The sequence below is a fragment of the Coprococcus sp. AM100_B19A genome (assembly GCF_027662015.1).
Taxonomy (GTDB): Bacteria; Bacillota; Clostridia; order Lachnospirales; family Lachnospiraceae; genus Allocoprococcus; species Allocoprococcus comes.
In genome coordinates this window covers 120,210-139,682 of record NZ_JAQDKN010000001.1, presented here as the reverse complement: position 1 = coordinate 139,682, position 19,473 = coordinate 120,210, and the positions used below count along the sequence as shown (strand labels likewise).

Genomic DNA, 19,473 nt, shown 5'->3' with positions numbered 1-19,473 from the left:
CTAATGGAAGGATTTTGTTAAATGAGCAGCCGGATTATTATTGATGGGAATGCGATCTATGAAGTGGATGAAGAATGTTTGCGAAAGAAAAAGGAAAAGGAGCAGGAAGAGGAACACGAAAAGCAACGGGAGAAGCGCAAAAACAAAACATAAAAAAGGCGGGGATATAATTTGCCCCGCCTCTGGTCTGTCTGAACGAATAAGATCTGAGTTTCGTAACTAGCAGCCGCATCCACCGTTGCCACAGCCGTTTCCACATCCGCATCCATTACCGCATCCGTTACCGAATCCGTTGCCGAATCCACCACAGCAGCAGAGAAGAAGGATGATCCACAGGCAGCTGTCATTTCCACATCCACATCCGTCGCCATTGCGTCCCCATCCGCCACAGCAGCAGAGGAGAAGAATGATCCATACGCAGGAAGACATTCCGCATCCACAGTTATCCATAGAATTTCCACATCCGCAGTTTGTTGCACTTAATTCACTCATATTTGATAGCCTCCAGTAAGGTTTCTTTACACTTCATCATATGTAAGGAGGCATGTCAGTGTTTCAAAAAAGTTTCGAAGAAATTGGCATCTGATTTCAGAAAGAATATTCTAATAGAAAAAGGATATTTTAAATATGAAAGATTTGAAACGGAAAATCCACTACTGGTGTTCGGATACAATGCAAAACAAAATCACTGGAAAGGGCGTCGTTTGTGCCGTTCTGGATACAGGGATCACACAGCACCCGGATCTTGTCGGCCGCATCGTGGGATGGAAGGACTGTGTACAGGGGAAGAAAACCATATATGATGACAACGGACACGGAACCCATGTGGCAGGAATTCTTGCCGGAAATGGAAAAAGCGGAAGAGGACTGTACAGCGGAATGGCACCGGAGGCGCAGATCTTTGCTGTCAAGGTGCTGAATCAGAGAGGTGGTGGAAAAATCCGGGATGTGATAAACGGGATCCGGTACGTGTTGTTAAAACAAAAGGAAATGAAGATCCGGATTGTCAATATTTCGATTGGAACTCTTCCTCATAAGAAGGATCCGGAAGATGAATTGTTCCTGTTCTGGGTAGAACGGCTCTGGGATGCCGGTCTGGTAGTCGTAACGGCGGCAGGAAACAAAGGACCAAAGGAAGGGAGCGTCACGATACCGGGAAACAGCCGGAAGGTGATCACAGTTGGGGCGGATGAAGAACTGGGAAAGAAGTATTCCGGCTGTGGGCCGACCGGAGATTGTATTAAAAAACCGGATCTTGCCGTGCCGGGGAATCGGATCTATTCCTGCAATTACCTGTATCCGGTGCGGAGCCCTTATGCCTATATTCCGAAAACCGGGACTTCTATGGCAACTCCGGTAGTGTCCGGGGCAGCGGCTCTGGTTTTGCAGAAATACCCGGATATGTGTAATCTGGAACTTAAATACAGACTGTGGAATTCCTGTGAAAAGGGCAGGTATTATGACCAGAGACAGGGACATGGGAACCTGCATGTAGAAAAATTTCTTGAATGTCAAGAAAAAATACTTGACACCAATGAAAATCTGTTATATGATAGCACAGGTGATAAGTGATGGACGAGATTTTAAAGCAGACATTATTATATGATTTTTATGGTGAGCTTTTGACAAAACATCAGAAAGAGATTTATGAACAGGCAGTTCTTGAAGATTATTCGCTCAGCGAGATCGCAAGAGATGCGGGGATCAGCAGACAGGGTGTTCATGATATGATCCGGCGCTGTAACAAGAGTCTGGAGGATTATGAAGCAAAGCTGCATTTGGTGGAGAAGTTCATGTCTGTGAAAAAAAAAGTCCATGAGATCGATCTGCTTCTTGAGAATTATGAAGAGCAGGACGAAAAAGAACTGATAAAGAAAGTGAAAAAGCTTTCAGGAGAGATCATAGAGGAGTTATAACATGGCATTTGACAGTTTGACAGAAAAACTTCAGAACGTATTCAAGAATTTAAGAAGCAAGGGACGCCTTACAGAAGATGATGTAAAAGCGGCTCTACGTGAAGTTAAGATGGCTCTTCTGGAGGCAGATGTTAACTTCAAAGTTGTCAAAAATTTTGTGAAAAGTGTGCAGGAGCGTGCAGTCGGACAGGATGTGATGAGCGGACTGAATCCGGGACAGATGGTGATCAAGATCGTGAATGACGAGCTGGTGAATCTGATGGGCTCTGAGACAACGGAGATTAAATTCCAGCCGGGAAGCCAGAAGACGGTCATTATGATGATGGGTCTTCAGGGAGCAGGTAAAACAACGACCACAGCAAAGCTTGCAGGAAAGTTCAAGCTGAAAGGTAAGAAGCCTCTTCTGGTAGCATGTGATGTCTACAGACCTGCAGCTATTAAACAGTTGCAGATCAACGGAGAGAAGCAGGGTGTGGAAGTGTTCTCCATGGGAGATAACCAGAAACCGGCGAATATCGCTAAAGCAGCACTGGAGCATGCTGAAAAGAATGGCAACAATGTGATTATTCTGGATACTGCAGGACGTCTTCATATTGATGAAGAGATGATGGAAGAACTGCAGGAGATTAAGAACACGGTCGAGGTTCATCAGAGTATTCTCGTTGTCGATGCAATGACTGGTCAGGACGCCGTGAATGTTGCAGAGAACTTTAATGAGAAAATTGGTATAGATGGAGTAATCGTCACAAAGCTTGACGGCGATACCAGAGGTGGTGCGGCACTTTCAATCAAGGCAGTCACCGGATGCCCGATCCTTTATGTGGGTATGGGTGAGAAATTATCAGATCTGGAGCAGTTTTATCCGGATCGTATGGCTTCCAGAATCCTTGGTATGGGGGATGTACTCAGCCTGATCGAGAAAGCCGGCGAAGAGATCGACGAAGAACAGGCACGTAAGATGACAGAAAAACTCAAAAAGTCGCAGTTTGATTTTGAGGACTATCTGGAAAGTATGAAACAGATGCGCAAGATGGGCGGTCTTGGAAGTATCATGAATATGCTTCCCGGACTTGGCGGCATGGGTGGTCTTGGTAAAGGCAAGATGCCCGATATTGATGCGGATGATGCGGAACAGAAGATGGCAAGAGTCGAAGCAATCATTTATTCCATGACGATCAAGGAACGTCAGAATCCGGACATCATCACTCCGCAGAGAAAGCGAAGAATCGCAGCAGGAGCCGGAGTTGACATTTCGGAAGTCAACAAGATGATGAAGCAGTTCGAGCAGATGCGCAAGATGATGAAGTCTTTCCCGGGAATGATGGGCGGGAAAGGTAAAAAAGGCAAGTTCAAGATGCCTTTCTAAAGGAGATATATTCCGCAGACCATGCGTGATATATAGATAAACTATTATAAATACAAATTGTTTTATGGAGGAAAGTAAAATGGCAGTAAAAATCAGATTAAGAAGAATGGGACAGAAGAAAGCTCCTTTCTATAGAATCGTTGTTTCTGATTCTAGATCACCAAGAGACGGAAAATTCATCGAAGAGATCGGAACATACGATCCAACTCAGGATCCTAGCGTATTCAAAGTAGATGAAGAAGCAGCTAAGAAATGGTTAAACAACGGTGCTCAGCCTACAGAAGTAGTTGGAAAAATCTTTAAGGCAGCAGGTATTGAAAAATAGGTTGCTTCGCGGAGGTGCGAGTGATGAAAAATTTAGTAGAAGTAATTACGAAAGCACTTGTGGACAATCCTGAAGGCGTCGTGGTTACGGAAAAACAGGAAGGCAAGACTACCGTGATCGAAGTACATGTCGCAGATAATGATATGGGAAAGGTGATCGGTAAGCAAGGCCGAATTGCGAAAGCAATCCGTTCCGTTGTAAAGGCAGCCGCGGCCAAAGAAGACAAAAAAGTCGTGGTTGAAATTATGCAATAGCATAAAAATAAAACGCAGGTAAATTTATTTTTATCTGCGTTTTTTATCATACCTTAGTATGCAAGTGAAGCTGCCAATGACAGATTCACTGTATCTGGGGATGGAGAAAAAGTCGCTTCAAAAGACTAAAACAGACTTTTTCGGTGTAAAGTTTATCTTATGCTAAGAAAGGACAAAGTATGCAACAAAATGATTACCTGCAAGTTGGCGTGATCACATCTACCCACGGAATCAAAGGTGAAGTTAAAGTATTTCCGACAACGGATGATCCAAATCGCTTCCGTGCTCTGAAAGATGTGGTTCTTGATACAGGAAAAGAACAGATTCCCCTTGAAATTGAAGGTGTAAAATTTTTTAAACAGTATGTGATTCTGAAGTTCAAAGGGATCGATAACATAAATGATATTGAAAAATACAGAAAGATGCCGCTTCTTGTATCTCGTGAGAATGCCGTGGAACTGGAAGAGGATGAGTATTACATGGCAGATATCATCGGCATGGATGTCTACACTGAGGACGGTGAAAAATTCGGTGTCCTGGCAGATATTATGGAAACCGGTGCGAATGATGTCTATGTGGTATCGACAGAGGCGCACACAGAGGTGCTTCTTCCGGCAATCCATGACTGTATTCTGGATGTAGATACTGAGAATAGGAAAATGACTGTTCATCTGATGGACGGACTGATTTAAGCGACAGAATAGTAGGAGAACAATATGAGATTTGATATCATGACGCTTTTTCCGGAGATGGTGATGAACGGTCTGGAAACCAGTATTATCGGAAGAGCTGTGAAGAATAAAATTCTTGAGATTGAAGCCTGGAATATCCGGGACTACGCATTTAACAAGCACAGCAGTGTGGATGATTATCCGTATGGCGGCGGCGCAGGAATGCTGATGCAGGCAGAGCCGGTTTACCAGACCTATCTTGCCATTCAGGAAAAAGCAGCCCTCCCGGAAGGAAAGAGACCACGTGTGATTTATCTTTCCCCGCAGGGGAAGCCGTTTAACCAGAAGATGGCAGAAGATTTTGCGAAAGAAGACGAACTGGTGCTTTTGTGCGGACATTACGAAGGAATCGATGAACGTGTGCTGGAGGAGATCGTAACGGATTATGTGTCAGCCGGCGATTATGTACTGACAGGCGGTGAACTTCCGGCAATGATGATCGTGGATGCGGTATCCCGCCTGATCCCGGGTGTTCTGCATAATGATGTATCTGCCGAATTTGAGAGTTTTCAGGACAATCTCCTGGAATATCCGCAGTATTCCAGACCGGAGATCTGGCACGACAGGCAGGTTCCACCAATCCTTTTATCCGGTCATCATGCCAATGTCGAGAAATGGCGCAGAGAGCAGTCAGTGATCCGTACTGCAAAATGGCGTCCGGACCTTCTGGAAGACGCAGAGCTTACCATGAAAGAAAGAGAACTTGCAGAAGAGATTATAGAAAATCGAGAAAAAGACTTGAAAAATGAAGAATAATGTGTTAATATATAGCACGTTGTGATGAAAACAGAGATGGTCCTCTGATACGATAGAAAAGCGTATTAAGAACGTCAAAATATGAAGGAGGTTCACACATGAACGAAATTATTAAGAACATTGAAGCAGCTCAGTTAAAAGAAAATGCTCCGGAATTCCACGTAGGAGATACTGTAAAAGTTTATGGTAAGATCAAAGAAGGAAACCGTGAGAGAATTCAGGTATTCGAAGGTACTGTATTAAAGAGACAGGGCGGCGGAGCAAGAGAAACATTTACAGTAAGAAAGAGCTCTAACGGAATCGGCGTTGAGAAGACATGGCCGCTTCACTCACCAAACGTTGAAAAAGTAGAAGTTGTTCGTAAAGGTAAAGTAAGACGTGCAAAACTGAACTACTTAAGAGATCGTGTAGGTAAGAGAGCAAAAGTTAAAGAATTAGTAAAATAGTAAATGCTTAAAGAGGGACAAATACGACAGGTACTTGTCCCTTTTGCTAATATAGGATATGATAACAGATGAGACATAGAAAAAGAAAAGAACTCAGATTTGACAGAAAGCATAGAAAACATATCAATTTGAAATGGATTCCCGAAGTATTTGGATGGGTATTCCAAATTGTGCTCGTCTGCCTGTGCGCATTTGTGTTTGTGTGGTATTTCGGGCATCAGATCAGTAATATCGGAGAGTCCATGAACCCGGTGATTCGGAATGGGGATGTGGTTTTGGTAAACCGGATCGTATATGATGCCAGTACACCGAAGCGCGGAGACATTATCGTGTTCAAACCAAAGGGGAATGAGAATCTTCATTCCTATATTAAAAGGATTATCGGACTTCCGGGCGAAAGTGTTGAGATCAGGGATGGAGAGATTTATATCAACAACAGAAAGCTGAATGAAAAGTATGAGACTACTGCAATTGCAGATACAGGTATTGCCAGTGAGAAGATTGTTCTCGGTGGAGATGAGTATTTTGTCCTTGGCGACAACCGGGAGAGCAGTGAAGACAGCCGGATGGCTGATATTGGAAATGTAAAGCGTTCCGAGATTGAAGGGAAAGTATGGTTTATCCTTTCCCCGAAAGACCGTTTCGGACTGCTTGGTAAATAGAAGGAGGAAACTGGATGAATTTTCAATGGTATCCGGGGCATATGACAAAGGCCAAAAGGATGATGCAGGAGAATATCAAACTGATCGATCTTGTGATCGAACTGGTTGATGCAAGAGTTCCGATGAGCAGCCGGAATCCGGACATCGATGAACTTGGAAAGAATAAAGCAAGACTGATCCTGCTCAATAAGGCAGATCTTGCAGATGAGAAGCAGACAGAAGAGTGGATCGGCTATTTCTGTGGAAAAGGATATTCGGCAGTTAAGGTTAATTCCCGTAAAGGCGGTGGGATTAAGTCTATTCAGGGAGTAATCCAGGAAGCATGTAAAGAAAAGACAGAGCGTGACCGTAAGAGAGGGATTCTGAACCGTCCGGTCCGTGCGATGGTAGTCGGAATCCCGAATGTCGGAAAGTCTACTTTTATCAATGCACTTGCCGGAAAAGCCTGTGCAAAGACCGGTAACAAACCGGGTGTGACCAAAGGAAAGCAATGGATCCGTCTAAACAAGAACGTAGAGCTTCTCGATACACCGGGAATTCTCTGGCCGAAGTTTGAGGACCAGCAGGTGGGACTGCGCCTTGCATTTATCGGGTCGATCAAGGATGAGATCATGAATCTGGAAGAGCTTGCGGCGGAGCTGATCAGCTTTATGCAGGATGCTTATCCGGGTGTTCTTGCTGAGAAATATACGATCAACGAAAAGCAGAACAGCTACAGCGTATTGGAAGCAATTGCTGAGAGCCGCCATTGTCTGGTACGTGGAAATGAATTAGATACCGCAAAAGCAGCTGGTATGCTGCTGGATGATTTCCGAAATGGAAGACTTGGAAGGATCACACTTGAATTTGTAAAGGAGTATACAAATGAGTAAGGAAGACAACAAGGAAGAAGCTCCGGAGCAGGAGCAGAGTATATGGAGATCACTGGGAGGAACTCTTCTGTATCTTCTGGTCATTGTTCTGCTGACATGGGTGATCGTCACCTTTGTCGGACAGCGCACAAAAGTAGACGGTCATTCAATGGAGCCGACACTTTCAGACGGAGATAACCTGATCGTGGATAAGCTCAGCTACCGCTTCCGCGATCCGGAAAGATATGATATTATTGTATTCCCTTACCAGCATGCAGAGAATACCTATTATATCAAACGTATCATTGGACTGCCCGGTGAGACTGTGCAGGTGATCGATGGATATATGTATATTAATGGCAAAAAGCTGGATGAACATTATGGTGCAGAGGTGATGGAAGATCCGGGAATTGCAGCAGAGCCGATTAAACTGGGAGATGATGAATATTTTGTCCTGGGAGATAACCGGAATCACAGCTCGGACAGTCGTGTGGCAAGTGTGGGTGTACTTACCCGTGATATGCTGATCGGGCGTGCCTGGGTAAGAATTTATCCGTTCAACAAAATCGGAGTGATAAAGCATGAGTAAAGAAAGTATCAAAGAGATCGACAGCCGTTTAAAAATGGCAGAGGATGCCGAAAGGGAGCAGCTGATGAAGGTCTATGCACCGGATGACAGAGCCGGTGTGCAAAAACTTCTGGAAAAGTACAGAAAGCAGAAGGAAAAGCTGCTTGCCGAAAAAGAGCGCCTTGCGAAAATGCGTCAGTACGAAGAAAAATATGCTGACCATGCGTTTATCTGTGGAATTGACGAGGTGGGAAGGGGACCACTTGCGGGTCCGGTGGTTGCAGGAGCCGTGATCCTGCCCAAAGAGTGCGAGATCCTTTATATAAATGATTCCAAGAAGCTTTCCGCAGCAAAAAGAGATGAGCTTTATGATGAAATCATGGACAAAGCAGTTGCGGTAGGTCTCGGGATGGCTTCCCCTGTAAGGATTGACGAGATCAATATTCTGCAGGCAACTTACGAAGCCATGCGTCAGGCGATTGGCAATTTGAAAGTCAAGCCGGATCTGCTTTTAAATGATGCAGTTACCATTCCGGAGGTTGTGATTCCACAGGTTCCAATCATCAAGGGAGATGCGAAAAGCGTATCCATCGCTGCAGCAAGTATTGTGGCAAAGGTAACAAGAGATCGTCTGATGGAAGAGTATGATAAGGTACTTCCGGGATATGGATTCGCGTCCAACAAAGGTTATGGATCAGCAGAACATATCAAAGCGCTTCAGACACTTGGACCGACACCGATCCACAGAAGAAGTTTTATCGGACACTTCGTATAAAAATCCGTCAGAACAGGTAGAAGATCAGATCCAAAAGGCGATTGGAGAATGAAAAAAACCGGCGAAGGACCGGTACAAAATATGAAAAAATAGCAGGTGAATTTCTGGAAAAGCAAGGATATCGGATACTGGAGTATAATTTCCGCTGCCGTTATGCGGAGATTGACATTGTTGCAAAAGACGGAGAATATCTGGTCTTTTGTGAGGTGAAATTTCGCAAAACAGGAGGGCTTTCGGCTGCTCTGGAGGCGGTATCTGTGCCCAAACAGATGCGCCTGTCCGGAGCGGCCGTTTATTATCTGATGAAGAACGGCTGCACAGAGATACCATGCCGCTTCGATGTAATAGGAATCGCGGGGAATAAGATTTCTTTGCGGAAAAATGCATTTGAGTACTGCGGAGATTTTGGAATTGTATGAGTTATGATACCGGGGAAAGGCAAATGGCTGCCTGCAGATATCACAATACGGGAGAGTACAGATGAAAATAGGATTAAAATATAAAAACGAGGAACATATCTTTGACGAATGCATAAGTGCTGGTGTACCATTTCTCAAATATCCGATCCTTGAAAAGGAAGGGCTTGTAGAACATGGAATTTCGACCAGACTTGGAGGAGTGAGTGAAGGTTTCCTGGGAAGCATGAACCTGAGCTATACCAGAGGGGATGATCCCGCGCATGTGGACGAGAATTACAGAAGAATAGCAGCTGCAATCGGCGTGAAGCCGGAGCATATGGTCTGCACGCATCAGACCCATACGACGAACGTACGGATCGTGACAAGAGAAGATGCCGGCAAAGGTGTTACAAGAGAAAAAGATTACACAGATGTAGATGGACTGATCACAAATGTACCGGGGATCTGTCTGGTGACATTTTACGCGGACTGTGTACCGCTTCTGTTTCTGGATCCGGTGAAAAAGGTGGTAGCATCCAGCCATTCCGGCTGGAGAGGCACTGTGAACCGGATGGGACAGGTGACGGTTGAAAAGATGCAGAAAGAATTCGGTTGTGATCCAAAGAATATCCTTGCCTGTGTGGGACCGTCCATCTGTCAGGAATGCTATGAAGTCAGTGAAGATGTGATCGATATGTTCCGCGCAAATTTCAGAGAGTCTGAATATGACCGTCTGTTCTATGCCAAGGAGAATGGAAAGTTCCAGCTGGATCTCTGGAAGGCAAATGAACTGGTTCTCACAGATGCAGGGATCAGACCGGAACATCTGGCGGTTACTAATGTGTGTACCTGTTGCAATCCGGAGCTTTTATTTTCCCATCGCGCATCCAAAGGAAAGAGGGGGAATCTTGCAGCATTTATTGCACTGAAGGAGGAATAAAACATGCTTTTGACACAGACAGCCGCAGGAAGTGAGGTAGAGGAGACCGTGCAGGATACGGTGGATACAATCACCGGATTTAACAAATTCATTCAGGAGAAAGGTCCGGACCTGATTGCGTTTGGAATCCGGATTCTGATGGCGCTGCTCATATTCATCATCTGCCATAAGGTGATCAACTGGATCCGCAAGATTACGCGGGCATCCATGGAACGCGCCAATTCGGATACCGGTGCAAGACAGTTTGTGGATTCTCTGTTGAAATACGGACTTCATATTCTGCTGTTTCTGGCAATTATCAATTCGCTCGGTGTAGAATCTGCATCGATTGCAGCAACGGTTGCATCGGCAGGCGTGGCAGTTGGTCTTGCCCTGCAGGGAAGCCTTTCCAACCTTGCCGGTGGGATGCTGATTTTATTTTTGAAGCCTTTTGTTGTCGGGGATTATATTATAGAAGACAGCCATGGCAATGAAGGAACGGTCAAAGAGATCCAGATCTTCTACACTAAGCTTGCCACCATTGACAACAAGACGATCATTGTGCCGAATGGAACACTTGCCAACACAAGCCTTACCAATGTGACGGACAAAGATTACCGTCAGCTGGATCTGAAGGTGGATATTGCATATGAAGCAGATCTGCGCCTTGCCAAGAAACTGCTGCAGGGACTTGTAAAAAATGATCCGTCCGTCATCCAGAGTATGGAACATAATGTCTTTGTAAATGAGCTTGGGAGCAGTTCGGTGGTGCTTGGTGTCCGTGCCTGGGTAAAAAGTGAAGAGTATTGGTCGACAAGATGGCGGATGCTGGAAAATATCAAGTTGACACTGGATGAAAATCATATTGATATTCCATATCAGCAGATCACTGTCCATCAGGCACATATGGAGTCGGAAAAGTAGAGCTTTGTATCTGAAAAAAGACAAATATAAAAAATGTATCTGGTAAAATACAAGCGGAGAAATTGACAAAATAATCACAAAAAAGTATAATATGTTGTCAGGGTTAAAAGACAAAACACCCTATGTTTTGGAATGATGGAGTAGTTTCTGACATCATAAATCAGGAGAACGATAAGATGAGAGTCATAGCAGGGAAAGCCAGAAGAATACCACTTGTGACGGTAAAAGGAATGGAGACACGTCCGACAACCGACAGAACCAAAGAAACCTTATTCAATATGATCGCACACGGACTCTGCGACTGTATATTTCTGGATCTTTTTTCTGGAAGCGGGGCAATCGGGATTGAGGCGATCAGCCGAGGTGTAAAAAAGGCGGTTTTTGTGGAAAACAATCCGAATGCAATCCAGTGCATTATGGAGAATCTGAAAAAGACACAGCTTGCAGACCAGGCGGAAGTAATCCGGGAGGATGTATTTTCGGCACTTCGCAGGCTGGATGGAAGAGAAAAATTCGATTATGTGTTTATGGATCCACCGTACAACCATATGCTGGAAAAAGAGGTGCTTACTTATCTTGCAAAATCAGACTTGCTGGAAAAGGATGCACTGATCATCGTGGAAGCATCTTTGGCGACTGATTTTTCTTATTTGGAGGAACTTGGTTTTTTAATGATCAAACAAAAGAAATACAAGACCAATATGCATGTATTTATATCTGTGGAGGAGTAGACTCATGATAAGAGCAATTTATCCGGGAAGCTTTGACCCGGTAACTTTCGGACATCTGGATATTATTACCCGGAGCAGTAAAATTGTAGACGAACTTATAATCGGAGTATTGATGAATAAAGCAAAAACCCCGTTGTTTTCTGTAGAAGAACGTGTTAAAATGTTAAAGGAAGTGACAAAAGATCTCGGCAACGTGAAAGTAGTGCCTTTCGACGGGCTGCTTGTAGAATTTGCAAGACAGCAAAAGGCACGTCTTGTGATTCGCGGATTGCGTGCGATCACAGATTTTGAATATGAGATCCAGATGTCACAGACGAATCATAAGCTTGAGCCGGAAGTAGAAACCATGTTCCTTACAACCAATCTCAAGTATTCTTACCTTAGCTCTACAATCGTAAGAGAAGTCGCAGCTTTCGGAGGGGATATTTCCCAGTTTGTGCCGGAGACTGTCGCCAAAAGTATAAAAGAAAAGATGTCACAGTAGGTCTGTGACAAGAAGGAGAGTGCAAAATTATGAGCAGCCGTATTGAGCAGATTATTGAAGAAATTGAAGAGTACATTGACAGCTGTAAGTTTCAGCCATTATCAACTACAAAGATTATCGTGAATAAAGACCAGATCGATGAACTTCTCCGTGAACTTCGTATGAAGACACCTGATGAGATCAAGCGTTATCAGAAGATCATTGCGAACAAGGATGCGATCCTTGCGGATGCACAACAGAAAGCAGAAAGCATGATTGAAGAAGCACATGCACAGACAAGTGAACTGGTAAGCGAGCATGAGATCATGCAGCAGGCATACGCACAGGCAAACGAGATTGTTATGGCAGCAACAGACCAGGCACAGCAGATTCTGGATAATGCGACTAATGATGCCAACGATATCCGTATCGGGGCAGTGCAGTATACAGATGATCTTCTTGCCAATGCTGAAAGCATCATCGGTCATACACTGAACAGTTACACAAGCAAGTATGACAGTCTGGTAACATCCCTTCAGGAATGTTATGATGTTGTCCGTAACAACCGTGCAGAACTGGAAGTTCCGGATAAGTCCTCACGCGGACTGGAAGCAGAATTCGGCGGAGAAGCCGGACAGACGGACCAGGGACAGAGAGAATAAGTTCTTTATCCGAACAATTTCATATAGCAAAAAGCGAACAGGCTGGTTACCATTGCGGTAATCAGCTTTTCTGCTATATAGCGAGGAAAAGACCAGTTCTGGGATCGGATCATGCATTTTGTCTGGAAAAGCGCGCAGACTCCTCCAAAAGAACAGTGCGCCATAACGAGAAGAAACCGCAGTTCAGAAGTAAGGTCCAGCTGACAGAGCATGCGGATTCCCCCGGTCAGTTCCACTCCGGGAAGAAGCAACAATTTCCAGAAGAAATTCTGAAAGGAAAGTTTTGCCATAAAAGAAATGAGCACTGAGAAAACGATCATATATCCGCCGATTTTCGTGATGGAATCACATGCTGACAGAATACTTTTGTCAAGAGCCTCGGAAAAAGGAAGAAATTGTCTGGAATCAGCCTGTTCTCCTACGACCGAAAAAGGATTTCGCGGCAGATACCATCTGCGGAACAAAAAGGAGCAGCACAGTGCGGCAAGGATAGGAAAAAGCAGACAAATCTGCGCCATTTCAGGCTGCTTGAGGCTCTGTACTGCCACATACCCGGTCAGAAACGCAGGACTGACATTGTTACAGAAGGAAAGCAGGTATTCTCCTTCGGCAGAAGAAATTTTCCCTTTATCAGTCAGGTCAGAGCAGGATTTTGCCCCTACTGGAAAGCCACAGAGAAATCCACAGACCACCGAAAAAGAAGCATTTTCAGAAATGCCAAGAAAAGGCTTCAGAATTGGAGAAAGGGTATGGTTGATCAGGGAAATGCTCTCTGTGCGGATCATAAGACCGGTTATAAGAAGAAAAGGAAAGAGCACCGGAAGCACCTGCCTATACCAGAGCAGCAGTCCGTTTGCGGCACCTGTGGCAACGGTTTCCGGGGAAAAAAGCATCAGAAGGAAAAGTCCGATCAGAAAAAACACAGACAGTTTTTTTGTTTTCATCGTGCATACCTGCCGTATTCTTTTGCAATAGTTTATGAAAAAACGCAGACAGATATACCGGGGCACATGTGCATAGAAGAGATTCAGTGTGAATAGAATAAAAGAAAAATGGAGAAATCTTGAAAAAAAGACTGGAACGCAGATCGCTTCTGCTCCTTTTTTTATTGCTGATTTTTTGCGTGGCAGCAAGCATACAGATCAACGAGAAAGCTAAAAAAAACCGATTGAACCTAAAAACAGGAAGCACAGAAGAATTCAGAAAGCTTGGGATGGAGGAGGCGTTTTTCCAGGTTCTTGCGAAGACAGATCATGAAAAAAGAGGAAGACTTTATGCCATTTATTTTCTGGAAAACAGCCTGTTTCCACAGGATAACGAAAAAGAGCTATTTGAAAAATGGTCGGAAAAAGAAGAGTGGAAATCTTTTGAAAAGATCTGTACAGCTCTTTGGAATGATATCCGCTATTTTCCTGTTCCGGAATCACCGAAACATCCACAGTATCAGGTATCTTTTGTGGACAGTTGGATGGGAGAGCGCACCTACGGAGGAAAAAGGGGACATGAAGGCTGTGATCTGATGGCATCGAAAGATATCCCCGGTCTCTATCCGGTTGTGAGTATGACAGATGGGGTAGTATCGGCAAGAGGCTGGCTGGAAAAGGGAGGATACAGGATCGGGATTACCGCACCGTCCGGTGCATATTTCTATTATGCACATCTGGATTCTTATGGAAGTTATCAGGAGGGGGACGAGGTGAAGGCAGGGGATATCATTGGATTTATGGGAAATACCGGATATGGTCCGAAGGGGACGAAAGGGATGTTTGCCACGCATCTGCATCTGGGGATTTATCTGTATCCGGACGGCAAAGAAACCAGTTACAATCCCTATTGGATTTTAAGACTTGCCAGGGAGAAAAAACTTTCCTGTTCTTTCTAACTATGCTATACTTAAATGATATGGAGGACGAAAGAATGATAAATTTACCAAATGAATTTGAAGAGAAGATGAAGGCACTCCTCGGAGATGAATTTGAGGATTATATAAAATGTTATGACGAGCCGAGATATTACGGACTTCGTGTGAATACGGAGAAGATTTCTGTGGAGGATTTTGTGAAGATCTGTCCGTTTGAGATCATACCGATCCCGTGGATCGACAACGGTTTTTATTATGACGGAGAGAAGATATCTCCTGCGAAGCATCCGTATTATTTTGCAGGACTTTATTACCTGCAGGAGCCGAGTGCAATGACACCGGCGAACCGTCTTCCGGTAGAACTGGGGGACCGGGTACTGGATGTCTGTGCCGCACCTGGTGGAAAGGCAACCGAGCTTGGGGCGAAGCTTCAGAACGAAGGTGTTCTGGTCGCAAATGATATCAGCAGCTCCAGAGCAAGAGGACTCTTAAAGAATCTGGAAGTTTTCGGGATCGGCAATATGCTGGTCATGAGTGAAGAACCTGGGCGACTGGAACGCTATTTCAGCGGTTATTTTGACAAGATCCTGATCGATGCGCCGTGTTCGGGGGAAGGGATGTTCCGTAAGGATAAGAAGATGGTACGCGCCTGGGAAGAACATGGACCGGAATTTTTCTCGAAGCTGCAGAGAAGCATTATCACCCAGGCGGCAAGAATGTTAAAGCCGGGTGGCATGATGCTGTATTCAACCTGTACGTTTGATCCACTGGAGAATGAGGGGACGATCGAATATCTGCTCGGTGAATATCCGGAATTCGAGATTCAGGAAATCGCAGGATATGAAGGATTTGCACCGGGCAGACCGGAAGTAACCAAGTCAAAGGATCCGGACTTTGCTAAGACTGTCCGTATTTTTCCACATCATATGAAAGGGGAGGGACATTACCTCGCACTGCTGAAAAAGAGTGAGGATGCAATCTGCCCGTCTTCCCCGGTCGCAGAACAGAAAGCGAAGAAAATTCCGGCAGAGCTGGAGGAATTCTTCCGTGATGTAAAGTGGGATCTGAAGCCGTGGAGACTGGATATCCATGGAGAGCGCGTGTACTATATGCCGGAGAATCTTCCGGAACTGAAAGGCGCAAGATTTTTAAGAAGCGGACTTCTCCTTGGTGAACTGAAGAAAAAGCGTTTTGAACCGAGCCAGGCACTGGCGATGAACCTGAAAATGGAAGAGTACGCGCATACTTTGAACCTGTCTTCTGATGATGACCGACTGATGCGTTATCTGAAAGGTGAGACAATCGATGTGGAGGATCTGATTCCGGCTAAGGCAAAAGGCTGGCATCTGATCTGTACAGACGGTTTCCCGCTTGGATGGGGAAAAGTCACGAACGGAACTTTGAAGAACAAATATCTGCCTGGATGGAGGAATCAGTCTGCATGATGCGCATAGACAAATATCTTGCCGAGATGGGGCAGGGAACCAGAAGTGAAATCAAAAAACTGATCCGTAGCGGACGTGTTATGGTTGATGGGGAGACGGTGAAAAAACCGGAACTTAAAATCGATGAGAACACACAGAGAGTAAGTCTTGAAGGAAAACAGATTGGATACGCTAAAAAAGAGTATTATATGCTCTATAAACCGGCAGGTGTTATTTCCGCAACAAAAGATGACCGGGACAAGACAGTTCTGGATCTGATCACAGATAAAAAAAGAAATGATCTGTTCCCGGTAGGACGTCTGGATAAGGACACGGAAGGACTTCTTCTGATCACCAATGACGGAGAACTGGCACACCGCCTGCTTTCCCCAAAAAAGCATGTGGATAAGGTGTATTATGCGAAAGTACAGGGAAAGGTAGATGAATCTGATGTGAAAGCATTTGCAGATGGAGTGGATATTGGAGACGATACGCCGGCTAAAAGCGCAGATCTTCGAATCCTGAAAAGTGGGGAGGAGTCGGAAATCGAGCTTACGATCACTGAAGGACGTTTCCATCAGGTGAAGCGGATGTTTCATGCAGTCGGCAAAGAGGTAATCTATCTGAAGCGGCTTTCTATGGGAAGCCTTGTTCTGGATAAGACACTTACAAAGGGAGAATACCGGTCACTGACCGAAGAGGAGATAAAAAAAATATGTTAGAGCATACTAAAGCTGTCATTTTTGATCTGGATGGGACTCTGGTAGATTCCATGTGGGTGTGGACAGCGATAGATGAAGATTATATCAGAAAATATCATCTGAATCCGCCGGAAGATTTTCATGAGGCAATGGAAGGGATGAGCTATACCGAGACAGCGCAGTACTTTTTGAAGATTTTTCCGGAGCTTCCGCATACTGTGGAGGAGATCAAAAAAGAATGGTATGATATGTCTGTGGATAAATATACAAAAGAGGTCACACTAAAGCCAGGGGTAAAGGAATTTCTGGAGATGCTGAAAGAGAAAGGGATCCGGACAGGAATCGCAACCAGCAATGACCGGAAACTGGTGGAAGAATTTTTAAAGGCAAGGCAGATCACCCATCTTTTCGATACGATCTGTACAAGCTGCGAAGTGAATAAAGGGAAACCGGCACCGGATGTTTATCTGAAGGCGGCTGGGCAGCTGGGTGCAGAGCCTTCTGCCTGCCTGGTATTTGAAGATGTTCCGATGGGAATCCTCGCCGGGAAAAATGCAGGAATGCGTGTGTGCGCGGTGGACGACTGGTTTTCACGCCCACAGGATGCGAAAAAGCGGGAACTTGCCGACTATTTTATTCACAGCTATGAAGACATTACCAATCAGACATACGAGGTATTATAATGAATCATGGATTTTTACCGATCAGCAGGAAAGAGATGGAAGAACGGAGGTGGAATCAGGTAGACTTTGTCTATGTAAGCGGAGATGCCTATGTAGACCACCCGTCTTTTGGACATGCGATCATCACCCGCCTTTTAGAGGCACATGGCTTCCGCGTGGGGATCATTGCACAGCCTGACTGGAAGGATAAAGAAAGTATTACAGAATTTGGAGAGCCGCGGCTTGGATTTATGGTGTCAGCGGGAAATATGGATTCCATGGTCAACCATTATTCTGTATCAAAGAAAAGACGGCAGCAGGATTCTTATACACCGGGCGGAGTGATGGGAAAGAGACCGGATTATGCAGCGGTTGTGTACGGCAATCTGATCCGTCAGACATATAAGAAGACACCAATCATTCTGGGTGGTATTGAGGCGAGTCTTAGAAGACTTGCACATTATGATTACTGGTCCAACCAGCTTAAGCGTTCCATTCTTCTGGATTCGGGTGCAGACCTGGTTTCCTATGGAATGGGCGAACGCTCGATCATCGAGATTGCAGAGGCACTGGATGCCGGACTGGATATCAAGGACATTACTTATATCGATGGAACGGTCTGCAAGGTCAAGAATCTGGACAGTGTGTATGATGCAGAGATTCTGGAACCGTATGAAGAGATGAAAAAAGATAAGCTTCTGTACGCCAAAAGCTTTTACAGACAGTACTGCAACACAGATCCATTTTCCGGAAAGCGGCTGGTTGAGCCCTATTCGGATCATCTGTATGTGGTACAGAACCCTCCGGCAAAACCGCTGACCCAGCAGGAGATGGATGATGTCTACGCACTTCCTTACATGCGGACCTACCATCCATCTTATGAGACGGCAGGTGGGGTTCCGGCAATCCGGGAGATCAAATTCAGTCTGATCAGCAACAGGGGATGTTTTGGAGGCTGCAGTTTTTGTGCACTGACATTCCATCAGGGAAGGATCATTCAGACACGAAGTAAGGAATCACTGATCGCTGAAGCAAAGACATTTCCGGAGGATCCGGAATTCAAAGGATATATTCATGATGTAGGCGGACCGACCGCGAACTTCCGTGCGCCGGCATGTAAGAAACAGTTAAAATACGGGGCATGTACGAACAAACAGTGTCTTTTTCCAAAGCCGTGTAAAAATCTGATCGCAGATCATAAAGAATACTTAAGCATTCTCAGGGATCTCAGAAAGATACCTGGAGTCAAAAAAGTATTTATCCGTTCCGGTATCCGGTTTGACTATCTGCTGGCGGATCCGGATGACACGTTTTTCAAAGAACTGTGTCAGTATCATGTCAGCGGTCAGCTGAAAGTTGCACCGGAGCATGTAGCAGACCCGGTTCTTCAGATGATGGGCAAGCCGGAAAATGCGGTTTATGAACGTTTTACACACAAATACGAAGAGATCAATAAAAGGCTTGGACTTAAACAGTATCTGGTTCCGTATCTGATGTCGTCCCATCCGGGTTCTACTATGAAAGAAGCGGTAAAGCTTGCCGAATACCTGCGGGATCTCGGTTATATGCCGGAGCAGGTACAGGATTTCTACCCGACACCGTCTACGATTTCCACTTGTATGTATTATACCGGTGTAGATCCGCGGACGATGAAGCCGGTGTATGTGCCGAAGAATCCGCATGAAAAAGCGATGCAGAGAGCACTGATCCAGTACCGGAATCCGAAGAATTATGATCTGGTTATGGAGGCACTGCGAATTGCGGACCGTATGGATCTGGTAGGATTCGATGAAAAATGTCTGATCCGTCCGAGAAAGCTTCATTCGGAAAAAATGCAGGAGAAGAATGGATACTGCGGAAGAAACCATGGCGGCACGGACCGAAAGAGCAAAAACCCGAATGGAAATAACAAAAATCCAGGAAAGACAAACGGAAATTATAAAAATTCAAATGCAGGGCATAAGAATACAAAGCCTGCATTTACAGGAAACGACAGAGGTGAGTCCTCGTCAAGACCGCAAAAAAAGAAATCCATCCGTAATGTACACAAACGGAAGTAGTCACAGGAGAAAGGAGAA

26 protein-coding genes are annotated in these 19,473 nt (G+C 45.0%); 24 read left to right on the top strand and 2 right to left on the bottom strand.

Features of this window, described 5'->3' with window-relative positions; all coding sequences use genetic code 11:
* Positions 1-21: 21 nt before the first annotated feature.
* The gene (locus PGQ33_RS00695; protein WP_270203524.1) at positions 22-153 is read left to right on the top strand and encodes a hypothetical protein; all 132 of its coding nucleotides are present in this window, start codon (positions 22-24) and stop codon (positions 151-153) included.
* A 66-nt stretch (positions 154-219) separates the two neighbouring features.
* Here the strand turns inward: PGQ33_RS00695 and PGQ33_RS00690 are convergent, their stop codons facing one another.
* Positions 220-492: a chorion class high-cysteine HCB protein 13 gene (locus PGQ33_RS00690; RefSeq protein ID WP_173699872.1), complete on the bottom strand. Its 273-nt coding sequence runs from the start codon at positions 490-492 to the stop codon at positions 220-222.
* Positions 493-627: 135 nt separating this feature from the next.
* Between PGQ33_RS00690 and PGQ33_RS00685 the strand changes: the two genes are divergently transcribed.
* From PGQ33_RS00685 to PGQ33_RS00600, 18 genes are all read left to right on the top strand, one after another.
* Positions 628-1,572 carry a S8 family peptidase gene (locus PGQ33_RS00685; protein ID WP_177999310.1) on the top strand — a complete coding sequence of 315 codons (945 nt, stop codon included), beginning with the start codon at positions 628-630 and terminating at the stop codon, positions 1,570-1,572.
* The gene (ylxM, locus tag PGQ33_RS00680) at positions 1,572-1,916 is read left to right on the top strand and encodes a YlxM family DNA-binding protein (RefSeq protein WP_008370603.1); all 345 of its coding nucleotides are present in this window, start codon (positions 1,572-1,574) and stop codon (positions 1,914-1,916) included. Before PGQ33_RS00685 ends, ylxM begins: the two co-directional genes overlap by 1 nt.
* Before the next feature lies 1 nt (position 1,917).
* Positions 1,918-3,282 carry a signal recognition particle protein gene (ffh, locus tag PGQ33_RS00675; protein ID WP_008370602.1) on the top strand — a complete coding sequence of 455 codons (1,365 nt, stop codon included), beginning with the start codon at positions 1,918-1,920 and terminating at the stop codon, positions 3,280-3,282.
* Positions 3,283-3,361: 79 nt separating this feature from the next.
* Positions 3,362-3,607 carry a 30S ribosomal protein S16 gene (rpsP, locus tag PGQ33_RS00670; RefSeq protein WP_022220623.1) on the top strand — a complete coding sequence of 82 codons (246 nt, stop codon included), beginning with the start codon at positions 3,362-3,364 and terminating at the stop codon, positions 3,605-3,607.
* A 23-nt stretch (positions 3,608-3,630) separates the two neighbouring features.
* On the top strand, positions 3,631-3,861 hold the full coding sequence (locus PGQ33_RS00665) for a KH domain-containing protein (RefSeq protein WP_008370600.1): 231 nt from the start codon (positions 3,631-3,633) through the stop codon (positions 3,859-3,861).
* A 179-nt stretch (positions 3,862-4,040) separates the two neighbouring features.
* Complete coding sequence (rimM, locus tag PGQ33_RS00660; protein ID WP_195254947.1) at positions 4,041-4,553, top strand: ribosome maturation factor RimM; 513 nt, start codon at positions 4,041-4,043, stop codon at positions 4,551-4,553.
* A 24-nt stretch (positions 4,554-4,577) separates the two neighbouring features.
* Positions 4,578-5,348, top strand: coding sequence for a tRNA (guanosine(37)-N1)-methyltransferase TrmD (trmD, locus tag PGQ33_RS00655; RefSeq protein WP_055157163.1), 771 nt, complete (start codon positions 4,578-4,580; stop codon positions 5,346-5,348).
* Positions 5,349-5,446: 98 nt separating this feature from the next.
* Positions 5,447-5,794, top strand: a complete 348-nt coding sequence (rplS, locus tag PGQ33_RS00650; protein WP_008370594.1) for a 50S ribosomal protein L19 — start codon at positions 5,447-5,449, stop codon at positions 5,792-5,794.
* Between the two features lie 68 nt (positions 5,795-5,862).
* Positions 5,863-6,456, top strand: coding sequence for a signal peptidase I (lepB, locus tag PGQ33_RS00645; RefSeq protein ID WP_008370592.1), 594 nt, complete (start codon positions 5,863-5,865; stop codon positions 6,454-6,456).
* Between the two features lie 14 nt (positions 6,457-6,470).
* Complete coding sequence (gene ylqF, locus PGQ33_RS00640) at positions 6,471-7,328, top strand: ribosome biogenesis GTPase YlqF (RefSeq protein WP_270205057.1); 858 nt, start codon at positions 6,471-6,473, stop codon at positions 7,326-7,328.
* Positions 7,321-7,896 carry a signal peptidase I gene (gene lepB, locus PGQ33_RS00635; protein WP_008370589.1) on the top strand — a complete coding sequence of 192 codons (576 nt, stop codon included), beginning with the start codon at positions 7,321-7,323 and terminating at the stop codon, positions 7,894-7,896. The genes ylqF and lepB (PGQ33_RS00635) overlap by 8 nt, the downstream gene beginning before the upstream one ends.
* Positions 7,889-8,650, top strand: coding sequence for a ribonuclease HII (locus PGQ33_RS00630; RefSeq protein ID WP_118199172.1), 762 nt, complete (start codon positions 7,889-7,891; stop codon positions 8,648-8,650). Before lepB (PGQ33_RS00635) ends, PGQ33_RS00630 begins: the two co-directional genes overlap by 8 nt.
* Before the next feature lie 41 nt (positions 8,651-8,691).
* Entirely contained in the window at positions 8,692-9,069 is a 378-nt protein-coding gene (locus tag PGQ33_RS00625) for a YraN family protein (RefSeq protein WP_022220621.1), read from the top strand.
* 61 nt (positions 9,070-9,130) lie between these two features.
* A complete protein-coding gene (gene pgeF / locus PGQ33_RS00620; RefSeq protein WP_270205056.1) occupies positions 9,131-9,988 on the top strand; it encodes a peptidoglycan editing factor PgeF in 858 nt (285 codons plus the stop codon).
* 3 nt (positions 9,989-9,991) lie between these two features.
* The gene (locus tag PGQ33_RS00615) at positions 9,992-10,891 is read left to right on the top strand and encodes a mechanosensitive ion channel family protein (RefSeq protein ID WP_215634461.1); all 900 of its coding nucleotides are present in this window, start codon (positions 9,992-9,994) and stop codon (positions 10,889-10,891) included.
* 122 nt (positions 10,892-11,013) lie between these two features.
* Positions 11,014-11,622, top strand: a complete 609-nt coding sequence (rsmD, locus tag PGQ33_RS00610; protein ID WP_270205055.1) for a 16S rRNA (guanine(966)-N(2))-methyltransferase RsmD — start codon at positions 11,014-11,016, stop codon at positions 11,620-11,622.
* A 4-nt stretch (positions 11,623-11,626) separates the two neighbouring features.
* Positions 11,627-12,106: a pantetheine-phosphate adenylyltransferase gene (gene coaD, locus PGQ33_RS00605; RefSeq protein WP_008370580.1), complete on the top strand. Its 480-nt coding sequence runs from the start codon at positions 11,627-11,629 to the stop codon at positions 12,104-12,106.
* 29 nt (positions 12,107-12,135) lie between these two features.
* Positions 12,136-12,747 carry a hypothetical protein gene (locus PGQ33_RS00600; RefSeq protein WP_008370579.1) on the top strand — a complete coding sequence of 204 codons (612 nt, stop codon included), beginning with the start codon at positions 12,136-12,138 and terminating at the stop codon, positions 12,745-12,747.
* A gap of 5 nt (positions 12,748-12,752) precedes the next feature.
* Here the strand turns inward: PGQ33_RS00600 and PGQ33_RS00595 are convergent, their stop codons facing one another.
* The gene (locus PGQ33_RS00595; protein WP_270205054.1) at positions 12,753-13,691 is read right to left on the bottom strand and encodes a nucleoside recognition domain-containing protein; all 939 of its coding nucleotides are present in this window, start codon (positions 13,689-13,691) and stop codon (positions 12,753-12,755) included.
* 119 nt (positions 13,692-13,810) lie between these two features.
* On the opposite strand from PGQ33_RS00595, the gene PGQ33_RS00590 reads away from it, so the two are divergent.
* From PGQ33_RS00590 to PGQ33_RS00570, 5 genes are read left to right on the top strand one after another with little or no spacing between them, the layout of a single operon-like run.
* Positions 13,811-14,629, top strand: a complete 819-nt coding sequence (locus PGQ33_RS00590; protein WP_270205053.1) for a M23 family metallopeptidase — start codon at positions 13,811-13,813, stop codon at positions 14,627-14,629.
* A 38-nt stretch (positions 14,630-14,667) separates the two neighbouring features.
* On the top strand, positions 14,668-16,053 hold the full coding sequence (locus tag PGQ33_RS00585) for an RsmF rRNA methyltransferase first C-terminal domain-containing protein (protein WP_270205171.1): 1,386 nt from the start codon (positions 14,668-14,670) through the stop codon (positions 16,051-16,053).
* A complete protein-coding gene (locus PGQ33_RS00580; protein WP_270205052.1) occupies positions 16,050-16,754 on the top strand; it encodes a pseudouridine synthase in 705 nt (234 codons plus the stop codon). The genes PGQ33_RS00585 and PGQ33_RS00580 overlap by 4 nt, the downstream gene beginning before the upstream one ends.
* Positions 16,748-17,416, top strand: a complete 669-nt coding sequence (locus PGQ33_RS00575) for an HAD family hydrolase (protein WP_055157179.1) — start codon at positions 16,748-16,750, stop codon at positions 17,414-17,416. The genes PGQ33_RS00580 and PGQ33_RS00575 overlap by 7 nt, the downstream gene beginning before the upstream one ends.
* Entirely contained in the window at positions 17,416-19,455 is a 2,040-nt protein-coding gene (locus PGQ33_RS00570; protein ID WP_270205051.1) for a YgiQ family radical SAM protein, read from the top strand. Before PGQ33_RS00575 ends, PGQ33_RS00570 begins: the two co-directional genes overlap by 1 nt.
* Positions 19,456-19,473: the final 18 nt, after the last annotated feature.

Coding starts and splice junctions, on each gene's coding strand:
- rsmD (WP_270205055.1), top strand. CDS start 11,014: ATGTTTTGGAATGATGGAGTAGTTTCTGACATCATAAATCAGGAGAAC.
- coaD (WP_008370580.1), top strand. CDS start 11,627: ATGATAAGAGCAATTTATCCGGGAAGCTTTGACCCGGTAACTTTCGGA.
- trmD (WP_055157163.1), top strand. CDS start 4,578: ATGAGATTTGATATCATGACGCTTTTTCCGGAGATGGTGATGAACGGT.
- lepB (WP_008370592.1), top strand. CDS start 5,863: ATGAGACATAGAAAAAGAAAAGAACTCAGATTTGACAGAAAGCATAGA.
- pgeF (WP_270205056.1), top strand. CDS start 9,131: ATGAAAATAGGATTAAAATATAAAAACGAGGAACATATCTTTGACGAA.
- rimM (WP_195254947.1), top strand. CDS start 4,041: ATGCAACAAAATGATTACCTGCAAGTTGGCGTGATCACATCTACCCAC.
- rpsP (WP_022220623.1), top strand. CDS start 3,362: ATGGCAGTAAAAATCAGATTAAGAAGAATGGGACAGAAGAAAGCTCCT.
- PGQ33_RS00630 (WP_118199172.1), top strand. CDS start 7,889: ATGAGTAAAGAAAGTATCAAAGAGATCGACAGCCGTTTAAAAATGGCA.
- PGQ33_RS00600 (WP_008370579.1), top strand. CDS start 12,136: ATGAGCAGCCGTATTGAGCAGATTATTGAAGAAATTGAAGAGTACATT.
- PGQ33_RS00665 (WP_008370600.1), top strand. CDS start 3,631: ATGAAAAATTTAGTAGAAGTAATTACGAAAGCACTTGTGGACAATCCT.
- PGQ33_RS00695 (WP_270203524.1), top strand. CDS start 22: ATGAGCAGCCGGATTATTATTGATGGGAATGCGATCTATGAAGTGGAT.
- ylqF (WP_270205057.1), top strand. CDS start 6,471: ATGAATTTTCAATGGTATCCGGGGCATATGACAAAGGCCAAAAGGATG.
- ffh (WP_008370602.1), top strand. CDS start 1,918: ATGGCATTTGACAGTTTGACAGAAAAACTTCAGAACGTATTCAAGAAT.
- PGQ33_RS00595 (WP_270205054.1), bottom strand. CDS start 13,691: ATGAAAACAAAAAAACTGTCTGTGTTTTTTCTGATCGGACTTTTCCTT.
- PGQ33_RS00685 (WP_177999310.1), top strand. CDS start 628: ATGAAAGATTTGAAACGGAAAATCCACTACTGGTGTTCGGATACAATG.
- PGQ33_RS00570 (WP_270205051.1), top strand. CDS start 17,416: ATGAATCATGGATTTTTACCGATCAGCAGGAAAGAGATGGAAGAACGG.
- rplS (WP_008370594.1), top strand. CDS start 5,447: ATGAACGAAATTATTAAGAACATTGAAGCAGCTCAGTTAAAAGAAAAT.
- PGQ33_RS00575 (WP_055157179.1), top strand. CDS start 16,748: ATGTTAGAGCATACTAAAGCTGTCATTTTTGATCTGGATGGGACTCTG.
- PGQ33_RS00615 (WP_215634461.1), top strand. CDS start 9,992: ATGCTTTTGACACAGACAGCCGCAGGAAGTGAGGTAGAGGAGACCGTG.
- lepB (WP_008370589.1), top strand. CDS start 7,321: ATGAGTAAGGAAGACAACAAGGAAGAAGCTCCGGAGCAGGAGCAGAGT.
- PGQ33_RS00580 (WP_270205052.1), top strand. CDS start 16,050: ATGATGCGCATAGACAAATATCTTGCCGAGATGGGGCAGGGAACCAGA.
- PGQ33_RS00690 (WP_173699872.1), bottom strand. CDS start 492: ATGAGTGAATTAAGTGCAACAAACTGCGGATGTGGAAATTCTATGGAT.
- ylxM (WP_008370603.1), top strand. CDS start 1,572: ATGGACGAGATTTTAAAGCAGACATTATTATATGATTTTTATGGTGAG.